Origin of the sequence: Brucella lupini (genome assembly GCF_002252535.1) — a bacterium.
Lineage (GTDB): Bacteria > Pseudomonadota > Alphaproteobacteria > Rhizobiales > Rhizobiaceae > Brucella > Brucella anthropi.
Genome location: NZ_NNRN01000029.1, coordinates 56,364 through 75,965, shown reverse-complemented (window position 1 = coordinate 75,965; position 19,602 = coordinate 56,364). Strand labels below are relative to the sequence as shown.

The window sequence follows — 19,602 nt, the reverse complement described above, 5'->3', positions numbered from 1 at the left end:
GCCTCCGACCGTCCCTCTCTTATCACAGGCGTGCCAAAAGGACGGCCCGGGGGCAGGCTTGAGGCAATGAGGCGTTGAGTGATAGAGGAAGTACTTAATCACTCAAACAGTTCGGCGTGGGTGCCAGCGCGCACGAAAATCACGCTGTTGCCCTCGACCTGATACACCAAGAGGAAATCGCCGCCGATATGGCATTCCCGATGGTCGGCCCAATCCCCTTTCAGGGCGTGGTCAAGCCATTCCGGGCCTAGCGGCTCGTCGTTCGCTATCAGGAGCAACATGGCCTCCTTGAGCTGGTGCATGTTGTAGCGGCCAGAACGGGAAAGCCGCTCCCAATCCTTCACGAAGCTCTTGGCAAAGTCCGTCGATCTCGGCAGAGAAGCCCGCTTGCTACTGGCGGGTTTCTTTGTCGAGGGCATCAATCAATTCCTGTCCGTCATTGAACCGCGCACGCCGGGCTTTCATCATCGCGCGGGATTCCTCGATCGCGGCGCGCGTCTCGGCGTTTGGCACCTTCAATTCAAAGGGCAAAGCCTTGTCCTTGGCCACGCGGGTCAAGGTCATCCGCACCAAATCGGACACGGTAAGCCCCATTTCGGCCAGCACGGCGGCCGCCTCGTCTTTCAGGCGCTCGTCAATGCGAGCGCGGACAAATGCACTAGAAGCCATGACCGGGCCTCCTTTCTCTGCCCTGAATGTAGCTCATCTGAGCTACAGTTTCAAGGAAGCTCGTTCACTCGATTTATCTTCGCTGCGGCGGATTTACCCGTATGCGTTGATGACGGCCAGAAAGGCCGGGCCATAGCGTTCGAGCTTTGTATCGCCGACACCGGGCAGGTCGGCCATTTGGGCGCGTGAAACTGGTCTGGCTGTGGCCAGTTCGATCAGTGTCCGATCGTGAAAAATGACGTAAGGCGGGACATTTTGCGTGCGCGCGATCTCTAACCGCTTCTCGCGCAGCGCCTGAAACAGCGCCTCATCACGCTCCGAAAGGGCGGATGTTACCGATTTTCCACGCGTAACAGCACCACGTGATGGCTTCGATTTCGGCGTGACACGCAACATGAGCGCCTGCTTTGCGCGCAAAAACTTCCTGCCTGCCTCCGATATCGACAGACCGCCATGTCCGGCAAAGTCGACATCGATCAGCCGCTGCGCGACCAACTGCCGTACGATCGCGCGCCATGTGTGATTGTCATGCTCGCGGCCGATTCCGAAAGTCGAAATCTGGTCGTGGCCGAAGCGGCTGATGCGCTCATCCTCGACGCCAAGAAGGACATCGACAATATAGGCTTGCCCGAACCGCTCCCCGGTTCTGTGAATGCAGGACAATATTTTCTGCGCAGCTATTGTTCCATCGAAGAGAGTTGGTGGTTCGGCGCAGGTATCGCAATTGTCGCATGGTTCGCATCGATCACCGAAATAAGACAGCAGCACCTGTCTGCGACAGCTCGCGGTTTCGGCGAGCCCAAGAAGTGTATCGAGTTTCTGCCGCTCCATCCGCTTGCGCTGATCGGGCGCGTCGGATTCTTCGATGAAGCGGCTGCGCAGGACGATATCGTCATAACCGTAGAGCATCATCGCCTCGGCTGGAAGTCCATCGCGCCCCGCACGCCCTGTCTCCTGATAATAGGCTTCGATGCTTCCTGGCAGATCGATATGGGCGACGAAGCGAACATCCGGCTTGTCAATGCCCATCCCAAAGGCAATCGTCGCCACCATGATGACCGCCTCGTCATGCTGGAATCGTGCCTGGTTCGCCTCGCGCGCATGCTTCTCCATGCCGCCATGATAGGAGAGGGCGTCGTAGCCCAGGCTGCGCAACCATTCGGCTGATTCTTCCGTCTTCCGTTTCGAAAGACAATAAACGATGCCGCTTTCGTTCTGGTGATCCTGAAGAAAGCGTTTCAACTGCGCACGGGGATTGTCCTTCTCCATGATCGCGTAGCGAATATTGGGACGGTCGAAACCGGCGATAAAGGCATCGCGCTTGTCAATCTGCAGATGCGAGAGGATTTCCGCACGGGTCGGCTCGTCGGCGGTTGCTGTCAACGCCATGCGTGGCGTATCGGGAAACTGCGTCATCAACACATCGAGCTGCCGATAGGATGGCCTGAAATCATGCCCCCATTGCGACAGACAATGTGCTTCGTCGATAGCGATCAGCGAGAGAGGCACATCGCTCAGGCGTTGCAACGTATCCGGTCTGAGCAGTGTTTCAGGCGCGACATAGAGCAGATCAAGCGCCCCGGCATGGATATCACGCCACAAGGCCAGCCTGTCATCGCCAGCAAGGTCGGAATTGAGCGCCGCTGCCTTTACCCCCGCCTGTCGGAGCGCGGAGACCTGATCAGCCATCAGCGCCAGTAGCGGTGAAACCACGATCCCCATGCCCGGCCGCGCAAGGGCGGGAATCTGATAGCATAGCGATTTGCCGCCGCCCGTCGGCATCAGAACGAATGCATTATTGCCTGCTATCGCATGCGACACGATCTCCGCTTGCCGCCCACGGAAGGAATCGTATCCATAAATGGTTTTGAGAATGTGGATCGGGTCGGTCATCATCAGCGGTCAACGCATCATTTGTTGTTCAGATTCGGCGCCTACATACATAACAGACATCAGCGGGAAACCAGTCCTGCAATGCAAGAAATGATGCCAGCGATTATTCCGCACGGACGCATCACGGATTTCAACTCAGCAAGTGGGAATGGGCTTTGAATGTCTGGGTAGCTCAGTTCGATAACGAATGGATCGGCGAGTTGTTCATAAGGGATGTTTATAAAAACATATATAAATCAAATAGTTATCAAAAATCAGATAAGATACATTATGGAACAGACATAATGCATGTTATATGCTTTCATATCGAACCACATTGTCCTGCATTCCCAGTCTCGTTCCACCCAATCGGACGTATTCACCTGCTTTTATATAGGGCCCATCTTTCTATGTTGCTGAAGTGAATAAGTTTTCCTGATCGGTATACGATCCTGTGGGGTGTCGAAGGTTCAGCCGGACGCGATCGAGGATCTGACGTGCTTGTGAAGTTGCGAGCTTTGAACGGCTGAATATTATCCATGGTGGTCTGGCCAACAAATTGCAGCTACCCGGCAAACTAGGTTCTGATCTGATCGATATCAGCAATAATCTGCGCCGGCTCTTTGTCGAGCGGCATGTTTGCGGGATCGCGTGCACCATCAAGACCGCCTATTGGGTCTGCTTCCAATGCGGCGAAAACGGGATCGAAGTCTTCCTGCTCAGATCCAGTTTCACTGTGCAGCTCGAAGGTCTTGCGCAATGCTGCGTCCGAACTCAGGCTGCGAACCAGCACCTCGGCGATCTGGCGCCGCGCGATCGCACCATCGCTTGGATTTCCGGCCAGAGGCTTGTCGCCCTGCAGCATGACGATCCGATTCTGATCGGACTCGTTATAGTCGAACCAGGCCGGGCGAACGATCGTGTAGGGTAGACCACTTGCGCGAACGAGACGTTCGGCTCTCCGCTTCCAGTCATGCGAGCCCTTCCGGTCGGTCGCCCCGATCGCCGTCATGAGCGCAATGCGTACCTTGCGGCCTTTCAACGCTGCAAGGACATTGCGCACACCTCCATAGTCGACCGCCTCCGCTCCTGCCGGATTGCCATAGGTCCCCTGGGTAAAGACGATCGCATCAATGCCGTCGACGGCCTTGGAAAGCGTATCCTTGCGCGTCAAATCTCCAACGACGATTTCCGCTTCCGCAGGCAATCCGCTCGCCTTTTTGCTATCGCGAATTAAAGCCCGCACGGCGTATCCATGTTCGAGGGCAGAGGCGACCACATGCCGACCAATGCTGCCGGTTGCTCCTACGACCAGGATGGTGGATGGGGGCTGGCTCATGACTATTCCTCTCTATTGCACGCTGCCGGGCTTGATGAATTTTTCCCAGAATCGGACGGCGTCGGCGATCCATCCTTCTGCGCTGGTGCCGGTTCCCGGTCCAAAACCATGTCCAAGGTTCTGGTATTTCCGGTACGCCACCTCGGTGCCTGTCTTTCGAAGGGCCGCCACGCGCCTCTCCATCGCCGATGGCGGAGCTATGCCGTCCCGCTCGCCGACGACGACGAAAGTGGGAGGCTCATTGGCGGACATGTCGGAATGCCCGGTATAGGCCATGACGACGGCTGAGGGCTTCGGAAGGTCGCCGCCTCCGAAAGCCGCCGCCCCGTGCGAGCCGATCGCCGCGGCCATCCGTGCACCGGCGGAACTGCCCCACAGAGAATAGTCCGCAGTGCTCACGTCGAGCGCATCCGCGTTACGGAAGACGTACGCAAGAGCAGCGGCCAGGTCTTCCGTGGCGACGCCACCACCGGAACCGACGCGGTACTTCAGCACGAAGGCATTATAGCCCGCCTTGCTGATCTCGGCGGCGTAGGGAAAGCCCTCGTGGACGGAGCCGACATAGGCAAACCCGCCACCCGGCGCGACGATCGCGAATGGCGCACCCGGCCTGCCGCGGAAAAAGAATAGGCCCGTGTTGGCCCGGCCCGGTTCGGCCCGTTTTTCCTCGGGCGTGTAGATATCGTAGAAGATGGTGTTGCCGTCATCCGCATCATTGATCATACGATTGAGGGCCGAGACCACGACATCGGGATCGACATTGCTGTGATAGGGCAGCAGCGAGCCTATCTCGCTGATCGGCATGGTCTCATCGTAGGCGCGATCGTCCCAGGGCAGGAGCAATCGTGCGTGTCCTGCAAAGGCGGGGTGGTTCAAAAGGTTGGCGAGGGTGCTTTCCGGGGTCATACGATCTCGAGGACCATCTTCTTCGACTGCCGCTACCGTACGCTCTGCGAGGACGCCCGAGGGAGCAGTCCCGTTTTCATCCGCGTTGACGCTGGAAGCGCCGAGGAAAACGGAGGCCACCAGGCAAGTCTGTCGCATTGCGGCCAGGATCGAAGATGTTTGCGTCCATTCTCTCCTCGTTTGCTTCAGTTCCGATTCAGGTGTGGCCGCTTTCATTTCCTGGTGTCCAACGCGTTGAGCCACTCCGTGACTTGTTCGATCGTCTGCCGCTCCTGCGGAGCTTCCATGGAAAAGCCCTCGACCAGGTGGGCACCCTTCGCGCGATCGGCCACGACACTGAGGCTGTTTCCCAGCCCATAGCCTCCGTGCGTGACGAGTGGGATGAGGGTTTTGCCCGAGAGGTCGTGCGCAGAAAGGAACGAACGGAGTAACGGCGGCGCGGTCGTTCCCCAGATCGGAAAGCCGAGAAATACGGTTGCATAGGCGCCGATATCAGCGACGCTTTCTTTCAGGGGCGGCTCAAAGCCTCGTTCGGTCTCCTGCTGGGCCTGCTCGACCGTCTCAAAATAGTCGTCGGGATAAGGGTCTCTCGGCATGATCTCGAACAGGTCGGCTCCAATTGCCCGTCTGACCTGCCCCGCGACCACACGCGTGTTCCCGCTGCGCGAAAAATACGCGACGAGAATTTTTCCCTGCGGCAGTTGCGCGGCCGCGGCCGAAGAAACCGCCGCGGCTCCGCCTGCCATGAGCAGCGAGGTCATCAGGATCTCCCTTCGCGTGAGGTTGTTCAAAACCATCTTATTTCACCTGGATGCTGGTCAGGTTCCCTTCGCTTATGAGCCTGACAGCACGTCTTTCCTTCTCAATTTCATAGCTGTCACCATTCAATTTAACGCCTGCTATGGCCCCCGATAAGATGCTATAATCTGCATGAGCCTTTTAGATGAACTAACAAATCTTTATGGAAAACTTCAACGACCTTGCCGCCTTCGCGGCTGTTGCCAGGGAGCGAAGCTTCACACGCGCCGCCGCAAAACTGCGCGTCTCCCCGTCCGCGTTGAGCCAGACGCTTCGCAACCTCGAAGAACGATTGGGCCTGCGGCTTCTGACCCGAACGACGCGCAGCGTCGCACCAACCGAAGCGGGCGAGCGTCTTCTGCGCAGTATCGCTTCACGTTTCGACGAGATCGAGGAAGAGCTGGCCGCTTTGAGCGAACTCCGCGACAAACCTGCGGGAACTGTCCGGATTACCGCCGGTGAACATCCTGCCATCTCCGTCCTGCAACCCGCGCTGAAGCGATTTCTGCCGGACCATCCCGATATCAACGTTGAAATCATCATCGACTCCGGCCTGACCGACATCGTGACGGAGGGCTACGACGCGGGCGTGCGCATGGGCGAGCAGGTGGCGAAGGACATGATCGCCGTGCCCATAGGGCCGGAAATGCGCATGGCGGTCGTCGGATCGCCCGCCTATTTCGAGCAGCGTCCGGTTCCCCAGACGCCGCACGACATGACCGCGCACAACTGCATCACCATCCGGTTGCCGACCTATGGCGGGCTGTTTCCCTGGCGGTTTGTGAAGGATGGGCATGATCTGAAGGTACGGGGAGAAGGACAGCTGGTCTTCAACAGCATGGGCATGAGGCTGCCTTCGGCCCTGGACGGACTGGGACTGGCTTACATGCCGGAGGATCAGGCGCTTCCCTATATTGCTGACGGCAGACTGGTCCGGGTTCTGGAAGACTGGTGCCCGCCGTTCCCCGGCTACCACCTTTACTACCCAAGCCGACGACAACAATCGCCGGCCCTGGCCCTGCTGATAGACGTTCTTCGCTATCGCGGAAGCTGACGGCCATCCCTCTGCCATCAGGATGCGTTGTTCGCGCTGTCGCCCCCTGTCACATCATAGGTCGCGCCCGAAATCATGTAGGCGTCGTCGCTCGCCAGAAAGACGACGGCCGGAGCAATTGCCTCCGGAGGAAGCCAGGGCACGCCCAATGGCGATTTGGCGGCGAGCTTGTGCTTCGCTTCGGCTTCGAGCTTCTCGATCGGTTCGTCGTTATCCAGATCGTTGATCGCTTGCGCATAGCGCTGCCTGTGGCGGGTGAGCGGCGTATCGATCAATCCGGGGATGACGGCGTTGACCGTGATCCCATATTGCCCGAGTTCGAGCGCTGCGGATTTCATCAGGCCGATGATGCCCCACTTCGACGCGGAGTAAGCCGCCCCATCCTTCGTGCCATGCCGCCCTTGCGTCGACGAGGTGACGATGATGCGTCCGCCGCCGTTCTTGACGAGATACGGCGCCACCGCCCGAATGGCGTTGCACGTGCCGTTCAGATTGACGTCGATCTGGTCGTGCCAGTCCGCATCCTCCATGTCGAGGATCGGCTTGAACGCCTGGATGCCGGCATTGGCGAAGAGGATGTCGATCTTGCCGAAGGTTTCGGCCGTCCATGCAGCCGCTTCTCGCAAGGCCGTCAGGTTGCGCTGATCAAGCTGGCGGGCGGCCCAGGCTCCGCCTGCCGCCTCGACGAGCCGACCCGTTTCATCGAGATCGTCGCTCGTGGCAGGCTCGACCTCCAGCGTCTTGCTGACCGGTCCGGCGATGTCGATCCCGACCACGGTCGCGCCCTCGCCCGCAAATGCTACGGCGGTCGCCCGGCCGATGCCGCGAGCGGCCCCGGTGATGATGGCAACCTTGTTCGTCAGTCGCTTCGACGACATTTGTCTATTCCTCCTCACATCGTTGGGCTTTTCTCAATATTGACGCGACAGTCTGATTATCCAAGTAGCGCGACGGTCTAAGCGATCACTCCGCCGGTTCGGGGAAGGTGACAGGATCCGTCGGATCTGCATTCTTCCGGTTGGCGGGCAGAATGAAGATCGCCGTCAGGATAAGCGCGATCAGGTTCATGATGGCAGCTCCGATGAAGACCGCGCTCACCTGATGGCTCATTTCAGCTGCACTGGCCAACTGCGGATTGGCGTTGGCGGCGAAGATCACGATCAGCACGCTGAGGCCGATGGAGCCGCCAAGCTGATGCGCGACGTTGACAAGGCCCGAGGCCGCGCCCTGATCGCGGCCTTCCACGCCGCGCACGCCGGACGTGGTCAGCGGCGCCATCGCGGCGCCGTTGCCGATGCCGATCACCACCATCGGCAGGGCGAGCTGCCAGAACGATGCGTCGGCGCCCGCAAATGCCAGCCAGAACAGCCCGACGCTGATGAGCAGGAGCGCGCCCATGAGCATTGGGACGCCGCCCACCATGCGGGTGACACGGGGAATCGCCATCGCGGCGGCAAATTGCACGAGCGTCATGGGCAGAAAGCCCAATCCGGCTTGAAGCGCCGAATAGCCCAATCCCCGCTGCATGAGCTGCGTGCCGAAGAAGAAGAAGGAAACGATCGAGCCGACGTAAAGCATGCGGGCAAGATAGGCGGCGGAACGTTCGCGGCTGCGCAGGAGACGCAGCGGAAGCACCGGGACGTCAACACGGCCTTCATGCCACACGAAAAACCCGAGAACTGCGATCGACAGCGCCATCGTCACGAGGGTTGCCGGGGCAAGCCAGCCGGCATCGGCGGCGCTGACCAGACCATAGACCAGAAGTCCCACGCCCACGGTCGATGCGATGGCGCCGATCACGTCGAACCTGCCCTTCGTGGGCGCATTGTCCGGGATGTAGCGCGCGACGGCAAACATCAGGCCGATGCCGATCGGAATGTTCACCAGAAAGCCGATCCGCCAGGACAACAGGCCCGCGAAAATGCCGCCCAGCACCAGGCCGAGGCTTGCGCCCGCGCCGGCGACGACCGAATACCACGCCAGAGCCCGCGTGCGCTCGCTGCCTTCGGGAAAGGTGGTCGAGATGATGGCCAGCACGCTCGGCGCGAGGATCGACGCGCCAAACCCCTGTACGGCCCGCGCCGCGATCAACTCGTACTGGGTTTGGGCGATACCGATCACCAGCGACGCGAGCGTGAACAGGACGACGCCGACCTGTAGGATCCGTCGCCGCCCGAACGTGTCTCCCAGCCGGGCGGACAGGAGGAGGAAGCCGCCGAAGCAGAGCAGGTAGGCGTTCTGCACCCACGTCTGCATCACCGGGCTCATGCCCATCGTCCGCCCTATTTCCGGCATGCCGGTATAAACGATGGAGAGATCGAGCAGGATCATCAGATAGGCGGTCAGCACGACACCGAGAATGGTGTTCGGGCCGGCTGACCGTGCAACTCGTGGGGACGTCATCAGTATGGCTTTCATTGGTTGGTCTGTCCGGCTTTGGCCGGCTTGCATGACCACCATATAGGCTAAATCAACTATGCTGATTAGGCGGTATTATCCGTATGCGCCATTTAGCGCAGCTAAAAAATCCAAACCTAGCGTGCGATCTTACGCCGGCAGGGCAGGCTCGCCCGACATTGAGCAAAACAGAGCCGTCGGTAACGCCGATGGCGTTTCACACTTCGTTCCGAGCGATCGTAGCCAGTTATTATCGCGCGCTCCGTATCATGCGCCGCAGCACATCATCGCGCCGCCAGAAGTGATGCCAGAGAGCGGCCATGGCATGCACGATCGCGACGACAAGAAGGGTCCAGCTCAGCAGGCTGTGCAATGCGGCGATGCGGAAGGTCAGATACATGGCAACGGTGCCGGTCACCGGCAGCGCCAGCAGGAGACCGTAGAGGGCTGCATGGGTGACGCCGGCGATCATGCGCTCGAGCGTCGACATGTCCTCGGCCGGGGGCGGCCTGCCATAGGTGAAGCGGAGGACGAGCTGGCTCAGCGCCAACGTCATGATCAGCCAACCGCTCCAGGCATGAACCTGATGCAGAAAGAGATCGAAAGGGCGCGGCTTGAAGAAAAGGTGGGCCATGTGGGTGCGCTGGATCGCCCAGGCTGTCGGAACCTGGACGATGCACAGAACGAGCACCATCCAGTGCATTGCGCGCTGGTAGATGGAGAATGCTCTCGCAGAACGCACTCCCCGACCGAAGACGGACGGCGAAGACCTCAACGTTCGATCTCAAACAGGCCACCCGCACGCCAGCCGTCCTCCCCCGCAAGCTGCCGGGCAAAGGCGTCGTTTCCCGGAAGGGGAAGGATCACATGGCTCGAAGCGTGGTTCGTCGCGTCCATCGGGGTCATCCATTCCTGCGGTAGCGGCGCAGGAACTGCGCATTGATGGCGACGATGATAGTGCTGGCCGACATGAAAACCGCGGCCACGGCCGGCGTCATCAGAAAGCCGGTCCCGAAGGTGATGCCGGCCGCCATGGGGATCGCCACGGCGTTGTAGGCGGTCGCCCAGATCAGATTCTGGACCATCTTTCGGTAGGTGGCGCGCGAGAGGCCGAGAATGGCAGCGACATCACGCGGATCGCTCTTGACGAGGACCACATCGGCCGATTCCACCGCCACGTCCGTTCCCGCCCCGATCGCAACGCCGAGATCGGCCTGGACAAGGGCTGGCGCGTCGTTGACGCCATCGCCAACCATTGCCACGGAAAGGCCGCGCGCCTGCAATTCCTTGATCTTGTCGGACTTCTGGTCGGGCAGCACCTCCGCGAAATATTCAGAGATGCCGAGTTCCCTGGATACGGCTTCAGCGACACCCTTCGCATCGCCCGTCAGCATTATGGACTTTATCCCGAGGCGGTTCAGTTCCGCGATCGCTTCTTTCGATTCATTGCGCACGATGTCGGCAAGGGCGAACAGCGCGCGGGGCGCGCCATTGCGAACGAGCACGACGACGGTCTTGCCGTCCGCTTCCAGCGCGTTGAGCTTCGGATGATCGATCGCGCTGCCTTGGCGAGCCAGATGGCCGGGGCTGACGATCCGAATCTTCTGGCCATCAACCTTGGCCGTGATGCCCTCGCCGGTGATGTTGCTGACCTCGGTGGCCTTGGGAATGGTGATGCCGCGCTTTTTGGCCTCGGCCACGATCCCGTGCGCAATTGGGTGTTCCGACTGGCTCTCCGCAGCGGCGGCGAATGCCAGTTCCTCACCGTCGTCGCCACCGGACAGGAGAACGACGTCGCTGACGCCGAACCTGCCCTCGGTGAGCGTGCCGGTCTTGTCGAACACGGTGGCATCGAGATTGCGAGCGCGCTCGAATGCGGCACGGTCGCGGATCAAGAGGCCGTTGCTGGCGCTCAGAGACGTGCTGACGGCAACCACCAGCGGCACGGCGAGGCCGAGTGCATGGGGGCACGCCACAACCATCACCGTCACCATGCGCTCTATGGCGAACTCCAGAGGCGAACCGAGGATGATCCACCAGACGAAAAGCGTTCCGAACCCGACGACGAGGGCGACGTAGGTAAGCCAGGCGGCCGCCCGGTTGGCGAGGTCCTGCGTCCTGGAGCGGGTTGCCTGCGCCTTCTTCACGAGGTCAATGACCTGCGAGAGATAGGTCGAAGCCCCCGTCGCGATCACTTTGACCGTCACGGCATTGGCGCCATTGATCGCTCCGCCGATGGCGGAAGCACCCACAGTTTTGGAAACGGGCCGCGATTCGCCTGTCAGCATGGCTTCGTTGAAGGCCGACGATCCCTCGATGATCTCGCCGTCGACCGGTACCTTCGCGCCCGGACGGATAATGACGCGATCGCCGGGCTGAAGTGCGGAGATGGGCACCTCCTGCGTCGAGCCGTCGGCCTCGATCCGCGTTGCGGTGTCGGGAAGCAGGCGGACCAGCTCCTCCAGCGCGCGGGACGCGCCCATGACGGAACGCATCTCGACCCAGTGGCCGAGCAGCATGATGGCGATAAGGGTGACTAGCTCCCAATAAAAGGCTTCGCCCGGGAACCCGAACGTCACCGCGGCCGAGAAGAAATAGGCCGCCGAGATCGCCAGCGCGATCAGCGTCATCATGCCGGGCTGGCTCTTGCGCAGTTCGGAGGTAAAGCCAGTCAGGAACGGCCAGCCCCCATAGACATAGGCGATGGTGGAGAGCGCAAAGAGCACAAGACCGTCGCCGGGAAACGACAATATGTCGGTGAGGCCGAGCCAGTGGCGGATCATCGGCGACAGAAGCAGGACTGGCGGCGTGAGTATCAGCGACACCCAGAAGCGGCGGCGAAAGTCGGCGACCATCGCCGCGTGGTCGTGTCCGCCATGCCCGGCATGTTCCGCATGGGTCGAGCCGGCTGCCGCGACAACCTTGGTGACGTCGTGGGCAGCATGCTGATGATGCTTGGGATGGGCGGCCTCTTGGGTGTGTGGCGAGCTCATTCGATCTGGTCCTTCGCTGGCCTCTGCGGCAGCTTTGTCGCGCTGTCCTTGGAATCAATCCGAGGGGTGACTCACGAAAGCCGCCTCTTCGGCGGTTACTTGCCGTGATCGGCGAGCCACTTCTGCATCATGGCGATTTCGCCTTCCTGGGCTTTGATCACCTCTTCGGCGAGTTTGCGGACCTCGGGGTCCTTGCCGTACTCGAGCACGACTTTCGCCATGTCTATCGCCCCTTGATGATGGGGAATCATGCCGCGCATGAAATCGGCATCGGCGTCGCCTGAATATTCCATCTGCATGCCGCTGTGCATGCGATCCATGGCGTCCATGTACGCCTTGGTCGAGGGACGGTCCGAAGCAGACAAATTCATGCCGGACATGTCATGACCCATGGAATGGTCCGGATCCATCTGGCTCTGGGCAAATGCCAGACCCGCGCTGATGGCGAGCGCACCGGCTATAAAGATCGGAGTAAGCCTGTTCATCGTTTTCTCCTGGTCAGGATGTGGTTGCGGGGTAACCGGCGTCTGCGAGAACGCGTTGAAGCGCCGCCTCGGTGGCCGTGGTTTCGACCTTGACCGTGCCTGCGCCAAGATCTGTTTCGATCCTGGCGTTCGGGTCGATCGACTGGATCGCTTTGGTGACGGACCGCGCGCAGCCGCCGCAGGTCATATTCGCGATTTTGAGTTGCATGAGAAATCTCCCTAGTTTGGATCTCATGCTGCTCAAGATGGGGCTTCCAACGATGGTAAGGTCAATGGGACCGAAAAGAAAAAGCGTCTATTGACCTTACCATCGTTGGAAGTCTGATTGTCCCTTTTGATTTGTTATACCGAACGAGAAGGAGGTGGTGATGAATGCCCCGTTCGAACAAGTGGCGTGTTTGAAGCGTCATCGCTGCCAATAGTGGGCAGACCTGTGCCTCCTGTGTCGATAACATCCCGCCGGGGCACCAGTTTCCGGGCCGCGACAACAACGTTTGCTTCGGTTCCGCATTCCCACTCGAAAGCCGTGATCGTTGCCGCGGCGACCCGGTGATCTTCAAGCCAGTGACCAGCCTGCTGAAACAACGACAGCGAAAGGAAAGCCAGATGCCACAAAATCACGAAGCGCATGGCAGCGCGTCGCAGGGCACGCATAGCTCTCACGGCAAACCCTATCTCATGTTCTGGATCAACATGATCCTCGGCCTCATCGTCATGTACATCGTGATGTTCTCGATGATCGACGGCTGGGGCGATTTTCACAACAACTTGAATATGTTCTACATGGCCATCACCATGTGGGCGCCGATGGGCATCTTCATGCTGGCGACCATGCCTGGCATGTTTCCCAAGCGCAGCGCCAACATCGCACTTTATCTGGCATTCGCCCTCGTTACGGTCGGTTCCTTTTGGGCAACCCGCAGCCAGGCGCTGATCGACGATCGGCAATTCATCGACTCGATGATTCCGCATCATTCAGGAGCAATTCTGATGTGCCGGGAAGCTGACCTTGCCGACGCCGAACTGAAGACCCTGTGCGAGGCGATCACCAGGGCGCAGCGTGAAGAGATCGAGCAGATGGAACGCATCAGGCAGCGCCTGTAGCTCGCGCCAGGGATTTTGATACGAGCGATCTGCTGTTGTTCGTTTGGACGATGGTCAGCGCCGGTACTGTTCCTCGGAAACCTGCTCGAGCCAGTCCACGGTCTTGCCGTCGAGGGCTTCGGAAAAGGCGATATGGCTCATGCCGACCGTCGGGCTCGCGCCGTGCCAGTGCTTTACGCCCGCCGGAATCCAGACGATGTCGCCGGGCCGGATTTCCTGGGCAGGACCATCCCATATCTGCACGCGGCCGACGCCCGTCTTTACGATCAGCGTCTGGCCGAGCGGATGGGCGTGCCAGGCCGTGCGCGCGCCCGGCTCGAAGGTGACGGTCGCGCCGCTGATCCGGGCCTCGCCGCTGCCCTTGAACGGATCGTCGACGCGGACAGAGCCGGTGAAATTATCCGGTGAGCCCGCCCGTGAAGGCTGGGCGCCTGTTCGAAGGACGGTGATTTCAGAATTTGCATCATTGGCCATCGCAGGCACTCCTATGATTGCACTTGAGAGAGCGAGCGCGGAGACTCCAAGGAACTCGCGCCGATTTTGATTGACGCCGGGTGGCATGGAGATACTGGCCTCACGTTCAGAATTGAAATCAGCGGACGACGCATCGAGCGACGTCCTTACTTCTTCTGAAAGACCTCTTTCGCGATCGCCAGAGACGAAACCGCGCTTGGCCATCCCGAGTAGAACGCCATATGCGTGATGGTCTCGACGATCTCATCCTGGGTCAGGCCGTTCTGCAGGCCGATGTTGATGTGCGAGCGAAGCTGATCGGGCCGATTGAGGGCGATCAGGGCGGTGATGGTGACAAGGCTGCGGTCGCGCTTCGAGAGGCCAGGACGCTCCCAGATATCGCCATAGAGTACGTTGTCGGTCAGTTCGACCATCTTCGGCGCGATGTCGCCATAGAGCTGCTGCGCACGCGAAGGCTGCTTGGCCGCCGTATCGGACGCGGCGGGAGTCTGGCTTTGAGCGTTAGCCATGGTGGAAATTCCTCCGGTAAGGATGAGGCTCGCGACGACGAGCAGAGTTCGGGCGGTCTTCTTCAATGTGGCGATTCCTCTTGGTAGGTGACATGGCGCCCAGGCGATGGCCCGAGCGCCACATCGCTATCGGCGGCTACGTGGTCAGGAAACGAGCGTCCGGTTGAAGAACGGCGTCATCTTGCCCAACGCTGCTTCGACATATTTCGGAACCCAATAGGTTTCGATGTGCTGTGCGCCCTCGATCTTGAACAGTTCCTTGTCCTTCGTGCCGGTCGCCTTGGGGAAAGCGTCCTCGGACATGTAGAGCGTGTCGGCGACACTGCCGGCGATCATCAACAGCGGAACATCGATGAGATCGATCTGATCCGTCGCGTCCCAACGCATCAGTTCCATCAGGCTGCTCGTGGTATACTTGAAGGTCGAGCCGGGGTGTGCGTTGGTCTTCCAGTAGTAGACATAGCCCTGCCGATACAGGGCGAACGGCAGCGCTGCGATCTGCTCATCCGTCAGTCCGGCATCACCGGAATAGAGAATTTCTCCACCGGATTTTTCCTTGGCGCGAGCATCGGACGCCTGCTTCAGGCGCTGCTCGATCGAATCGAGCTGCGAGTCCTGGAAGCCGTTGCGGCGAACGCGCCCCGAGTTGAACATGCTCAATGTTGCGACCGACTTGAAACGCTTGTCGGCTTTGGCGGCCGCCAGGGCGTAACCGCCGCCGCCGCAAATGCCGAGCAGGCCGAGGCGGTCGGCATCGACGCCAGGATACTGCGTGATGAAGTCGGCAGCGCCGTGAATGTCCTCGGTGCGGTATTGGGGTTTGTCGGTGCTGCGCGGTTCACCGCCGCTGCCGCCCTGATAGGCGGCGTCCATCGCGATCGTGATGAACCCGCGTTCCGCAAGGCTCTGCGCATAGAGGCCGGCGGTCTGCTCCTTCACGCCGCCATTCGGATGCGCAACGACGATCGTCGGATATTTCTTGTTCGGATCGTAGTTGGCCGGGGTATAGACATTGGCGACGATATCGAGGCCGTTGAGCTTGTACTTTTGCGGATGGATATTGACCTTGCCCGGCTCGTTCTTGGTAATCGCGCCGTCATAAACCAGCGTAAACGGGTTCTTCTTGTAGTCGAGCGGCGTGGCCTTCGGTTCGTCAGATGGATTAGCCATTGCAGGTACTCCTATGATTGCGATTGAGAGGGCGAGCGCGGACGTTCCAAGGAACGCACGTCGCCTTTGGTCGATGATTTCTTCGCTCATTTCGGACTCCTTTCCTGTCGCTGCGTGGGTTGGCGCGCGCACGACTTCGCGAGAGGCCGCGCGGGGTGTGTCAGTCCAGTTTCTTCTCCGCGAGGAACTTCGATATCTGGTCCGCGATTTCGACGTTGTTCAGATCCCACATCAGGAAATGCGTGTTGCCGCGAATGCCGATGTCGGGCAGATGCACGAGCTTGGCGTCGCCGCCGTGTTTGTTGAGGGCTTCGACCCACAGCTTGGCCATGGCGAGCCGCACGCGCCAGTTATCCTGTCCGCGCTCTTTCGTGGGCTCGGTCGGGAAGTTGTCGCCGTAATAGATGATGATCGGGATACGGGTCAGCTTCTCGAAGTCCGCGAGCGGGACGGCCACGGGCTTCAGCGTGCCAGCCGCGCTCGGCATCTCGGGAGGCAACTCACCTTCCGGAAAGATAAACCCGCTGCCGGGTTCGAGGGCGACGACGCCCTTGACGTTTTTACTCTTGATCGCCGTCAGCCAGCCCGGCTCGCCGCCCTGCGAATGGCTGAAGAGAACGGCAGGACCGATCTTGTCGAACAACGCCGCCATCGCATCCGAGATCACGCCGGCGTCATATGGTCCGGTGTTGGGCGTGACAGCCCGGAAGAACTGATCCAGAGCCGCCGGGTCGCGACTGAACTGGACGTTGTCGAAGAAGTTCGGCCACTTCCCCATCCGGAACTGGTCGAAGAAAAGCTGGTCGTAAGGCGTCGGTTCGACCGTTGTGGCGACGGTGCTGTTGCCGGCGCGGCCGCGACGCGGCTGATCGACGATGTAGACCGGGAAGCCGCGGCGCAGGAAGATGGTCTGAAATCCCTCGCGCCCGTCCGGGGTGGTCTCCCAACTGCGGCCGGATTCGTAGGCGCCGTGCAGCATGACGACCGGCAGCGGTTTCGGGTTCTCCGGTATCTGATAGAAGGCGTAGAGGTGATCGCCGTGGAAAGTCTGCCCCTCGGAGGTCGGGTTGTTGTTGTCATAGGTGCCTGGCGTCGTGACCACCTTGCCGCCGACAGCGAAGCTTCCCTGATCCTGAATGGTCAGAGGCTCGAACTTTCCTGCCTGGTCAGCCATGGCGGCCACCGGGGAAAGCATTGCCACCGCAGCGACTATCGATGCTGCGAACCGGTCGCGTGAACACAAAATACCCTCCTTTTCGGGATTTCACTCCGATCAACAAGATAGAGCGAAACCCATTCCGCGATTAGATGCTCGTATCTGGATGCGTCTTTAAGGCTGGCTTAACAATCGCAACTGACGCGGTTGGTGACGGCACCCGGACAGGACCGGAGATAGAACACCTGAGTCAGCGTGATTACTTTGCCGCCTGCTCTCGAATCTGGCGCAGGGCGTCGTTGAAGCCTTGCGGCGTACCGCTCGACCCTGCGAGCTTGCCGACTTGCAATCGATCGATTGGCCTGCCCACGACGACCTTCGGCACGGCGGCGGCAAAGGCGCGTTGAAACTCAAGCGACCGGGGAACCGTGGCCTGCGGTTCGACCTTGACGGCTGCGATCACCCCACCCTTGAGCGTGACAGTGACGACGAGGAAGGAAGGCCCGCCGCCATATGTTCCCCTGGCGGTATAGACGCCATCGGCATAGCTGGCGGATTGGCGGCCCTGCTGCTGTGTGGCGGGCGCCTGTGCCGCGGCGATCTCCCAATGCAAAGCCAGCATCAAGGCGGCTGGAATGACGGTGAGCAGTTTCCGGGTCTTGTATCTTCCCATGACGATCGATCCTTTCTCAGGTGAACAGCTCGCCATCGAAGTCAGGCGAGATTTCCGCGCGGCCGTTGGCGAACATGCGGACGAATGAGAAATGAAACGATCCGGCCAGGCGTTCCGCAGGTACGAAAAACAACGCCGTCGCGAGTCCGTCGGCGGTCAATGCGTCGTCCGCCACGACCCAGGTCGCGATCACGTCGCGGACGGGAACGCCGGTCCGGCCGTCGACGACATGGTGAAACGGACCCCAGGCTCTCCTGTTGACCGCCGAGGCGCAAAGCGCCCCGCCGTCGAGGCGCGCGATGCCGATGGCGAGCGCGGGATCGACCGGGTGTTCCAGCCCGACCGCGAGCGGCTCCGGTCCCCTGTGAACGAGGTCGCCGCCGGCATCGACGACGAAGGCATCAATGCCGTCCGCGCGCAGGATCTCCGCGACGATATCGACCAGATAACCCTTGCCCGCCGCGCCGACGTCTATGAGCGCCCGGCGCCTTGTGGTGATCCGAGAGCCGTCGCGCGTCACATCGTCGGGCCAGTTCCGGCGCTCATGAGAGTATCTGGCGATAGCCAGTGGATCGTGCTGGAACGAGTAGCGCGCGTCATAGCCGAGCAGTTCCAGATCGTGGCCCGCCAGCGGATCGACGGCGCCGCCGGTCACGGCATGAAGGCGGTCATAGAGGTCGAACAGCCCGCATGCGTCGTCCGGGAGATCGAAGCAGCCGCCTTCCTCTGCTGTAGCGATACGAGCGACAAGCGAGTCGTCGCGGAACCGTGAATAAGTCGCGTCGAACCGCTCGATCCGCTCAAGGATGCGCGCGCGCAACGGCGCGGCGAGCGGTTCGGGCGTGTCGATTTCCCAATGTGTGCCGATGGCGTCGAACGCGAAGGTCTGCCTACACTGAGGTTTTGTCTCGGATTGATGTTCGGACATGAGCCTTTCCGGCCGCCCGCGAATGCACAGGCGGCCGGCTCCGATCTTTTAGTGGCCGGTCATTTTCAGAATGGCTTCGGGAAGGCGCTCGCCCTGGACCTGGATCTTCGAGGATTCGGCGTCGATCTCGGCAAGGTCGGCGGTGGTCAGCTCCAGATCGGCAGCACCGAGATTTTCCTCGAGGCGGTGGAGCTTGGTGGTGCCAGGGATCGGCACGATCCACGGCTTCTGCGCCAGCAACCATGCAAGGGCGATCTGTGCCGGTGTCGCCTTCTTGCGCGCCGCCACGCCCTTGATCACGTCGACCAGCGCGAGGTTCGCCTTGCGCGCCTCGGGCGAGAAGCGCGGAACAAGGTTGCGGAAATCGCCTTCCTCGAACTTGGTGTCCTGGGTGATCTGGCCGGTGAGGAAGCCGGCGCCGAGCGGGCTGAAGGGCACGAAGCCGATGCCGAGTTCCTCCAGCGTCGGCAAAAGCTCGGCTTCCGGACCGCGCCAGAACAGCGAGAATTCGCTCTGCACCGCCGTCACCGGCTGAACGGCATGGGCTCGACGGATTGTCTTGACGCCGGCCTCCGACAATCCGAAATGCTTGACCTTGCCTTCTGCAATAAGGTCCCTGACCGCGCCGGCAACATCCTCGATCGGCACAGCGGTATCGACGCGGTGCTGGTAGAAGAGATCGATGCGGTCGGTCTTCAGGCGTTTGAGCGCGGCTTCGGCGACCGCCTTGACATGTTCGGGGCGGCTGTTGGTGCCGCCGCTGCGACGCTCGCCGGTCTTCACATCGATATCGAAGCCGAACTTGGTGGCGATCAAAACCTTGGCGCGGATCGGCTGAATGGCTTCGCCGACCAGCTCCTCATTGGTGAAAGGCCCGTAGGCTTCGGCGGTGTCGAAAAAATTGACGCCGCGGTCATGGGCATCGTGGATGAGCTTGATCATGTCGGCCTTCTCCACGACCGAGCCATAGGCGCCGGTCATGCTCATGCAACCGAGCCCTATGGCGGATACTTCGAGACCTTGGCCGAGTTTGCGCATCTTCATTGGAAATCTCCTTTTCTGTTGGTGCCCGATC

22 protein-coding genes are annotated in these 19,602 nt (G+C 60.5%); 2 read left to right on the top strand and 20 right to left on the bottom strand.

Translation table 11 applies throughout. The features are described from left to right. Window positions 1-98: 98 nt before the first annotated feature. The 6 genes from CES86_RS02670 to CES86_RS02645 all read right to left on the bottom strand — a co-directional run bounded on the left by CES86_RS02670 (window position 99) and on the right by CES86_RS02645 (window position 5,547). Window positions 99-419, bottom strand: a complete 321-nt coding sequence (locus tag CES86_RS02670; protein WP_094513560.1) for a type II toxin-antitoxin system YafQ family toxin — start codon at window positions 417-419, stop codon at window positions 99-101. Next, the gene (locus CES86_RS02665; RefSeq protein WP_094513559.1) at window positions 391-669 is read right to left on the bottom strand and encodes a type II toxin-antitoxin system RelB/DinJ family antitoxin; all 279 of its coding nucleotides are present in this window, start codon (window positions 667-669) and stop codon (window positions 391-393) included. Before CES86_RS02665 ends, CES86_RS02670 begins: the two co-directional genes overlap by 29 nt. 93 nt (window positions 670-762) lie before the next feature. Further along, the gene (gene recQ / locus CES86_RS02660; RefSeq protein ID WP_094513557.1) at window positions 763-2,565 is read right to left on the bottom strand and encodes a DNA helicase RecQ; all 1,803 of its coding nucleotides are present in this window, start codon (window positions 2,563-2,565) and stop codon (window positions 763-765) included. Between the two features lie 553 nt (window positions 2,566-3,118). Beyond that, on the bottom strand, window positions 3,119-3,880 hold the full coding sequence (locus CES86_RS02655) for an SDR family oxidoreductase (protein ID WP_094513556.1): 762 nt from the start codon (window positions 3,878-3,880) through the stop codon (window positions 3,119-3,121). Between the two features lie 12 nt (window positions 3,881-3,892). Beyond that, complete coding sequence (locus CES86_RS02650) at window positions 3,893-5,002, bottom strand: alpha/beta hydrolase (RefSeq protein WP_235819872.1); 1,110 nt, start codon at window positions 5,000-5,002, stop codon at window positions 3,893-3,895. Beyond that, window positions 4,999-5,547, bottom strand: coding sequence for a flavodoxin (locus CES86_RS02645; RefSeq protein ID WP_235819871.1), 549 nt, complete (start codon window positions 5,545-5,547; stop codon window positions 4,999-5,001). The genes CES86_RS02650 and CES86_RS02645 overlap by 4 nt, the downstream gene beginning before the upstream one ends. 200 nt (window positions 5,548-5,747) lie before the next feature. Here CES86_RS02645 and CES86_RS02640 point away from each other — a divergent pair, with 200 nt between their 5' ends. Further along, complete coding sequence (locus tag CES86_RS02640; protein ID WP_192802333.1) at window positions 5,748-6,638, top strand: LysR family transcriptional regulator; 891 nt, start codon at window positions 5,748-5,750, stop codon at window positions 6,636-6,638. 17 nt (window positions 6,639-6,655) lie between these two features. Here CES86_RS02640 and CES86_RS02635 read toward each other — a convergent pair whose 3' ends face one another. The 7 genes from CES86_RS02635 to CES86_RS02610 all read right to left on the bottom strand — a co-directional run bounded on the left by CES86_RS02635 (window position 6,656) and on the right by CES86_RS02610 (window position 12,721). Further along, window positions 6,656-7,516 carry an SDR family NAD(P)-dependent oxidoreductase gene (locus CES86_RS02635; protein ID WP_094513551.1) on the bottom strand — a complete coding sequence of 287 codons (861 nt, stop codon included), beginning with the start codon at window positions 7,514-7,516 and terminating at the stop codon, window positions 6,656-6,658. Between the two features lie 85 nt (window positions 7,517-7,601). After that, window positions 7,602-9,056, bottom strand: coding sequence for an MFS transporter (locus CES86_RS02630; RefSeq protein WP_208617815.1), 1,455 nt, complete (start codon window positions 9,054-9,056; stop codon window positions 7,602-7,604). 229 nt (window positions 9,057-9,285) lie between these two features. Then, window positions 9,286-9,777: a cytochrome b gene (locus CES86_RS02625; protein ID WP_143851061.1), complete on the bottom strand. Its 492-nt coding sequence runs from the start codon at window positions 9,775-9,777 to the stop codon at window positions 9,286-9,288. A 29-nt stretch (window positions 9,778-9,806) separates the two neighbouring features. Continuing rightward, the gene (locus CES86_RS28095; protein ID WP_268876083.1) at window positions 9,807-9,932 is read right to left on the bottom strand and encodes a hypothetical protein; all 126 of its coding nucleotides are present in this window, start codon (window positions 9,930-9,932) and stop codon (window positions 9,807-9,809) included. 5 nt (window positions 9,933-9,937) lie between these two features. Beyond that, window positions 9,938-12,028: a heavy metal translocating P-type ATPase gene (locus CES86_RS02620; RefSeq protein ID WP_094513548.1), complete on the bottom strand. Its 2,091-nt coding sequence runs from the start codon at window positions 12,026-12,028 to the stop codon at window positions 9,938-9,940. Between the two features lie 95 nt (window positions 12,029-12,123). Further along, window positions 12,124-12,513 (bottom strand): CopM family metallochaperone, encoded by a 390-nt coding sequence (gene copM / locus CES86_RS02615; protein WP_094513546.1) that lies wholly within the window; start codon window positions 12,511-12,513, stop codon window positions 12,124-12,126. Between the two features lie 13 nt (window positions 12,514-12,526). Continuing rightward, entirely contained in the window at window positions 12,527-12,721 is a 195-nt protein-coding gene (locus tag CES86_RS02610; protein ID WP_094513545.1) for a heavy-metal-associated domain-containing protein, read from the bottom strand. Between the two features lie 470 nt (window positions 12,722-13,191). Here CES86_RS02610 and CES86_RS02600 point away from each other — a divergent pair, with 470 nt between their 5' ends. Continuing rightward, a complete protein-coding gene (locus tag CES86_RS02600; RefSeq protein WP_445433064.1) occupies window positions 13,192-13,617 on the top strand; it encodes a DUF305 domain-containing protein in 426 nt (141 codons plus the stop codon). 54 nt (window positions 13,618-13,671) lie between these two features. Here the strand turns inward: CES86_RS02600 and CES86_RS02595 are convergent, their stop codons facing one another. From CES86_RS02595 to CES86_RS02565, 7 genes are all read right to left on the bottom strand, one after another. Continuing rightward, window positions 13,672-14,091: a (R)-mandelonitrile lyase gene (locus CES86_RS02595; protein ID WP_208617814.1), complete on the bottom strand. Its 420-nt coding sequence runs from the start codon at window positions 14,089-14,091 to the stop codon at window positions 13,672-13,674. 146 nt (window positions 14,092-14,237) lie between these two features. After that, window positions 14,238-14,666, bottom strand: a complete 429-nt coding sequence (locus CES86_RS02590) for a carboxymuconolactone decarboxylase family protein (protein ID WP_094513540.1) — start codon at window positions 14,664-14,666, stop codon at window positions 14,238-14,240. Window positions 14,667-14,744: 78 nt separating this feature from the next. Then, window positions 14,745-15,860, bottom strand: a complete 1,116-nt coding sequence (locus CES86_RS02585) for an alpha/beta hydrolase (RefSeq protein WP_094513538.1) — start codon at window positions 15,858-15,860, stop codon at window positions 14,745-14,747. Window positions 15,861-15,930: 70 nt separating this feature from the next. Further along, window positions 15,931-16,965, bottom strand: coding sequence for an alpha/beta hydrolase (locus CES86_RS02580; RefSeq protein WP_094513686.1), 1,035 nt, complete (start codon window positions 16,963-16,965; stop codon window positions 15,931-15,933). A gap of 220 nt (window positions 16,966-17,185) precedes the next feature. After that, window positions 17,186-17,599, bottom strand: a complete 414-nt coding sequence (locus CES86_RS02575; protein WP_235819870.1) for a hypothetical protein — start codon at window positions 17,597-17,599, stop codon at window positions 17,186-17,188. Between the two features lie 16 nt (window positions 17,600-17,615). After that, window positions 17,616-18,527 carry an FAD:protein FMN transferase gene (locus tag CES86_RS02570; RefSeq protein WP_094513537.1) on the bottom strand — a complete coding sequence of 304 codons (912 nt, stop codon included), beginning with the start codon at window positions 18,525-18,527 and terminating at the stop codon, window positions 17,616-17,618. Window positions 18,528-18,575: 48 nt separating this feature from the next. After that, on the bottom strand, window positions 18,576-19,571 hold the full coding sequence (locus CES86_RS02565; protein WP_094513536.1) for an aldo/keto reductase: 996 nt from the start codon (window positions 19,569-19,571) through the stop codon (window positions 18,576-18,578). Between the last annotated feature and the right edge of the window lie 31 nt (window positions 19,572-19,602).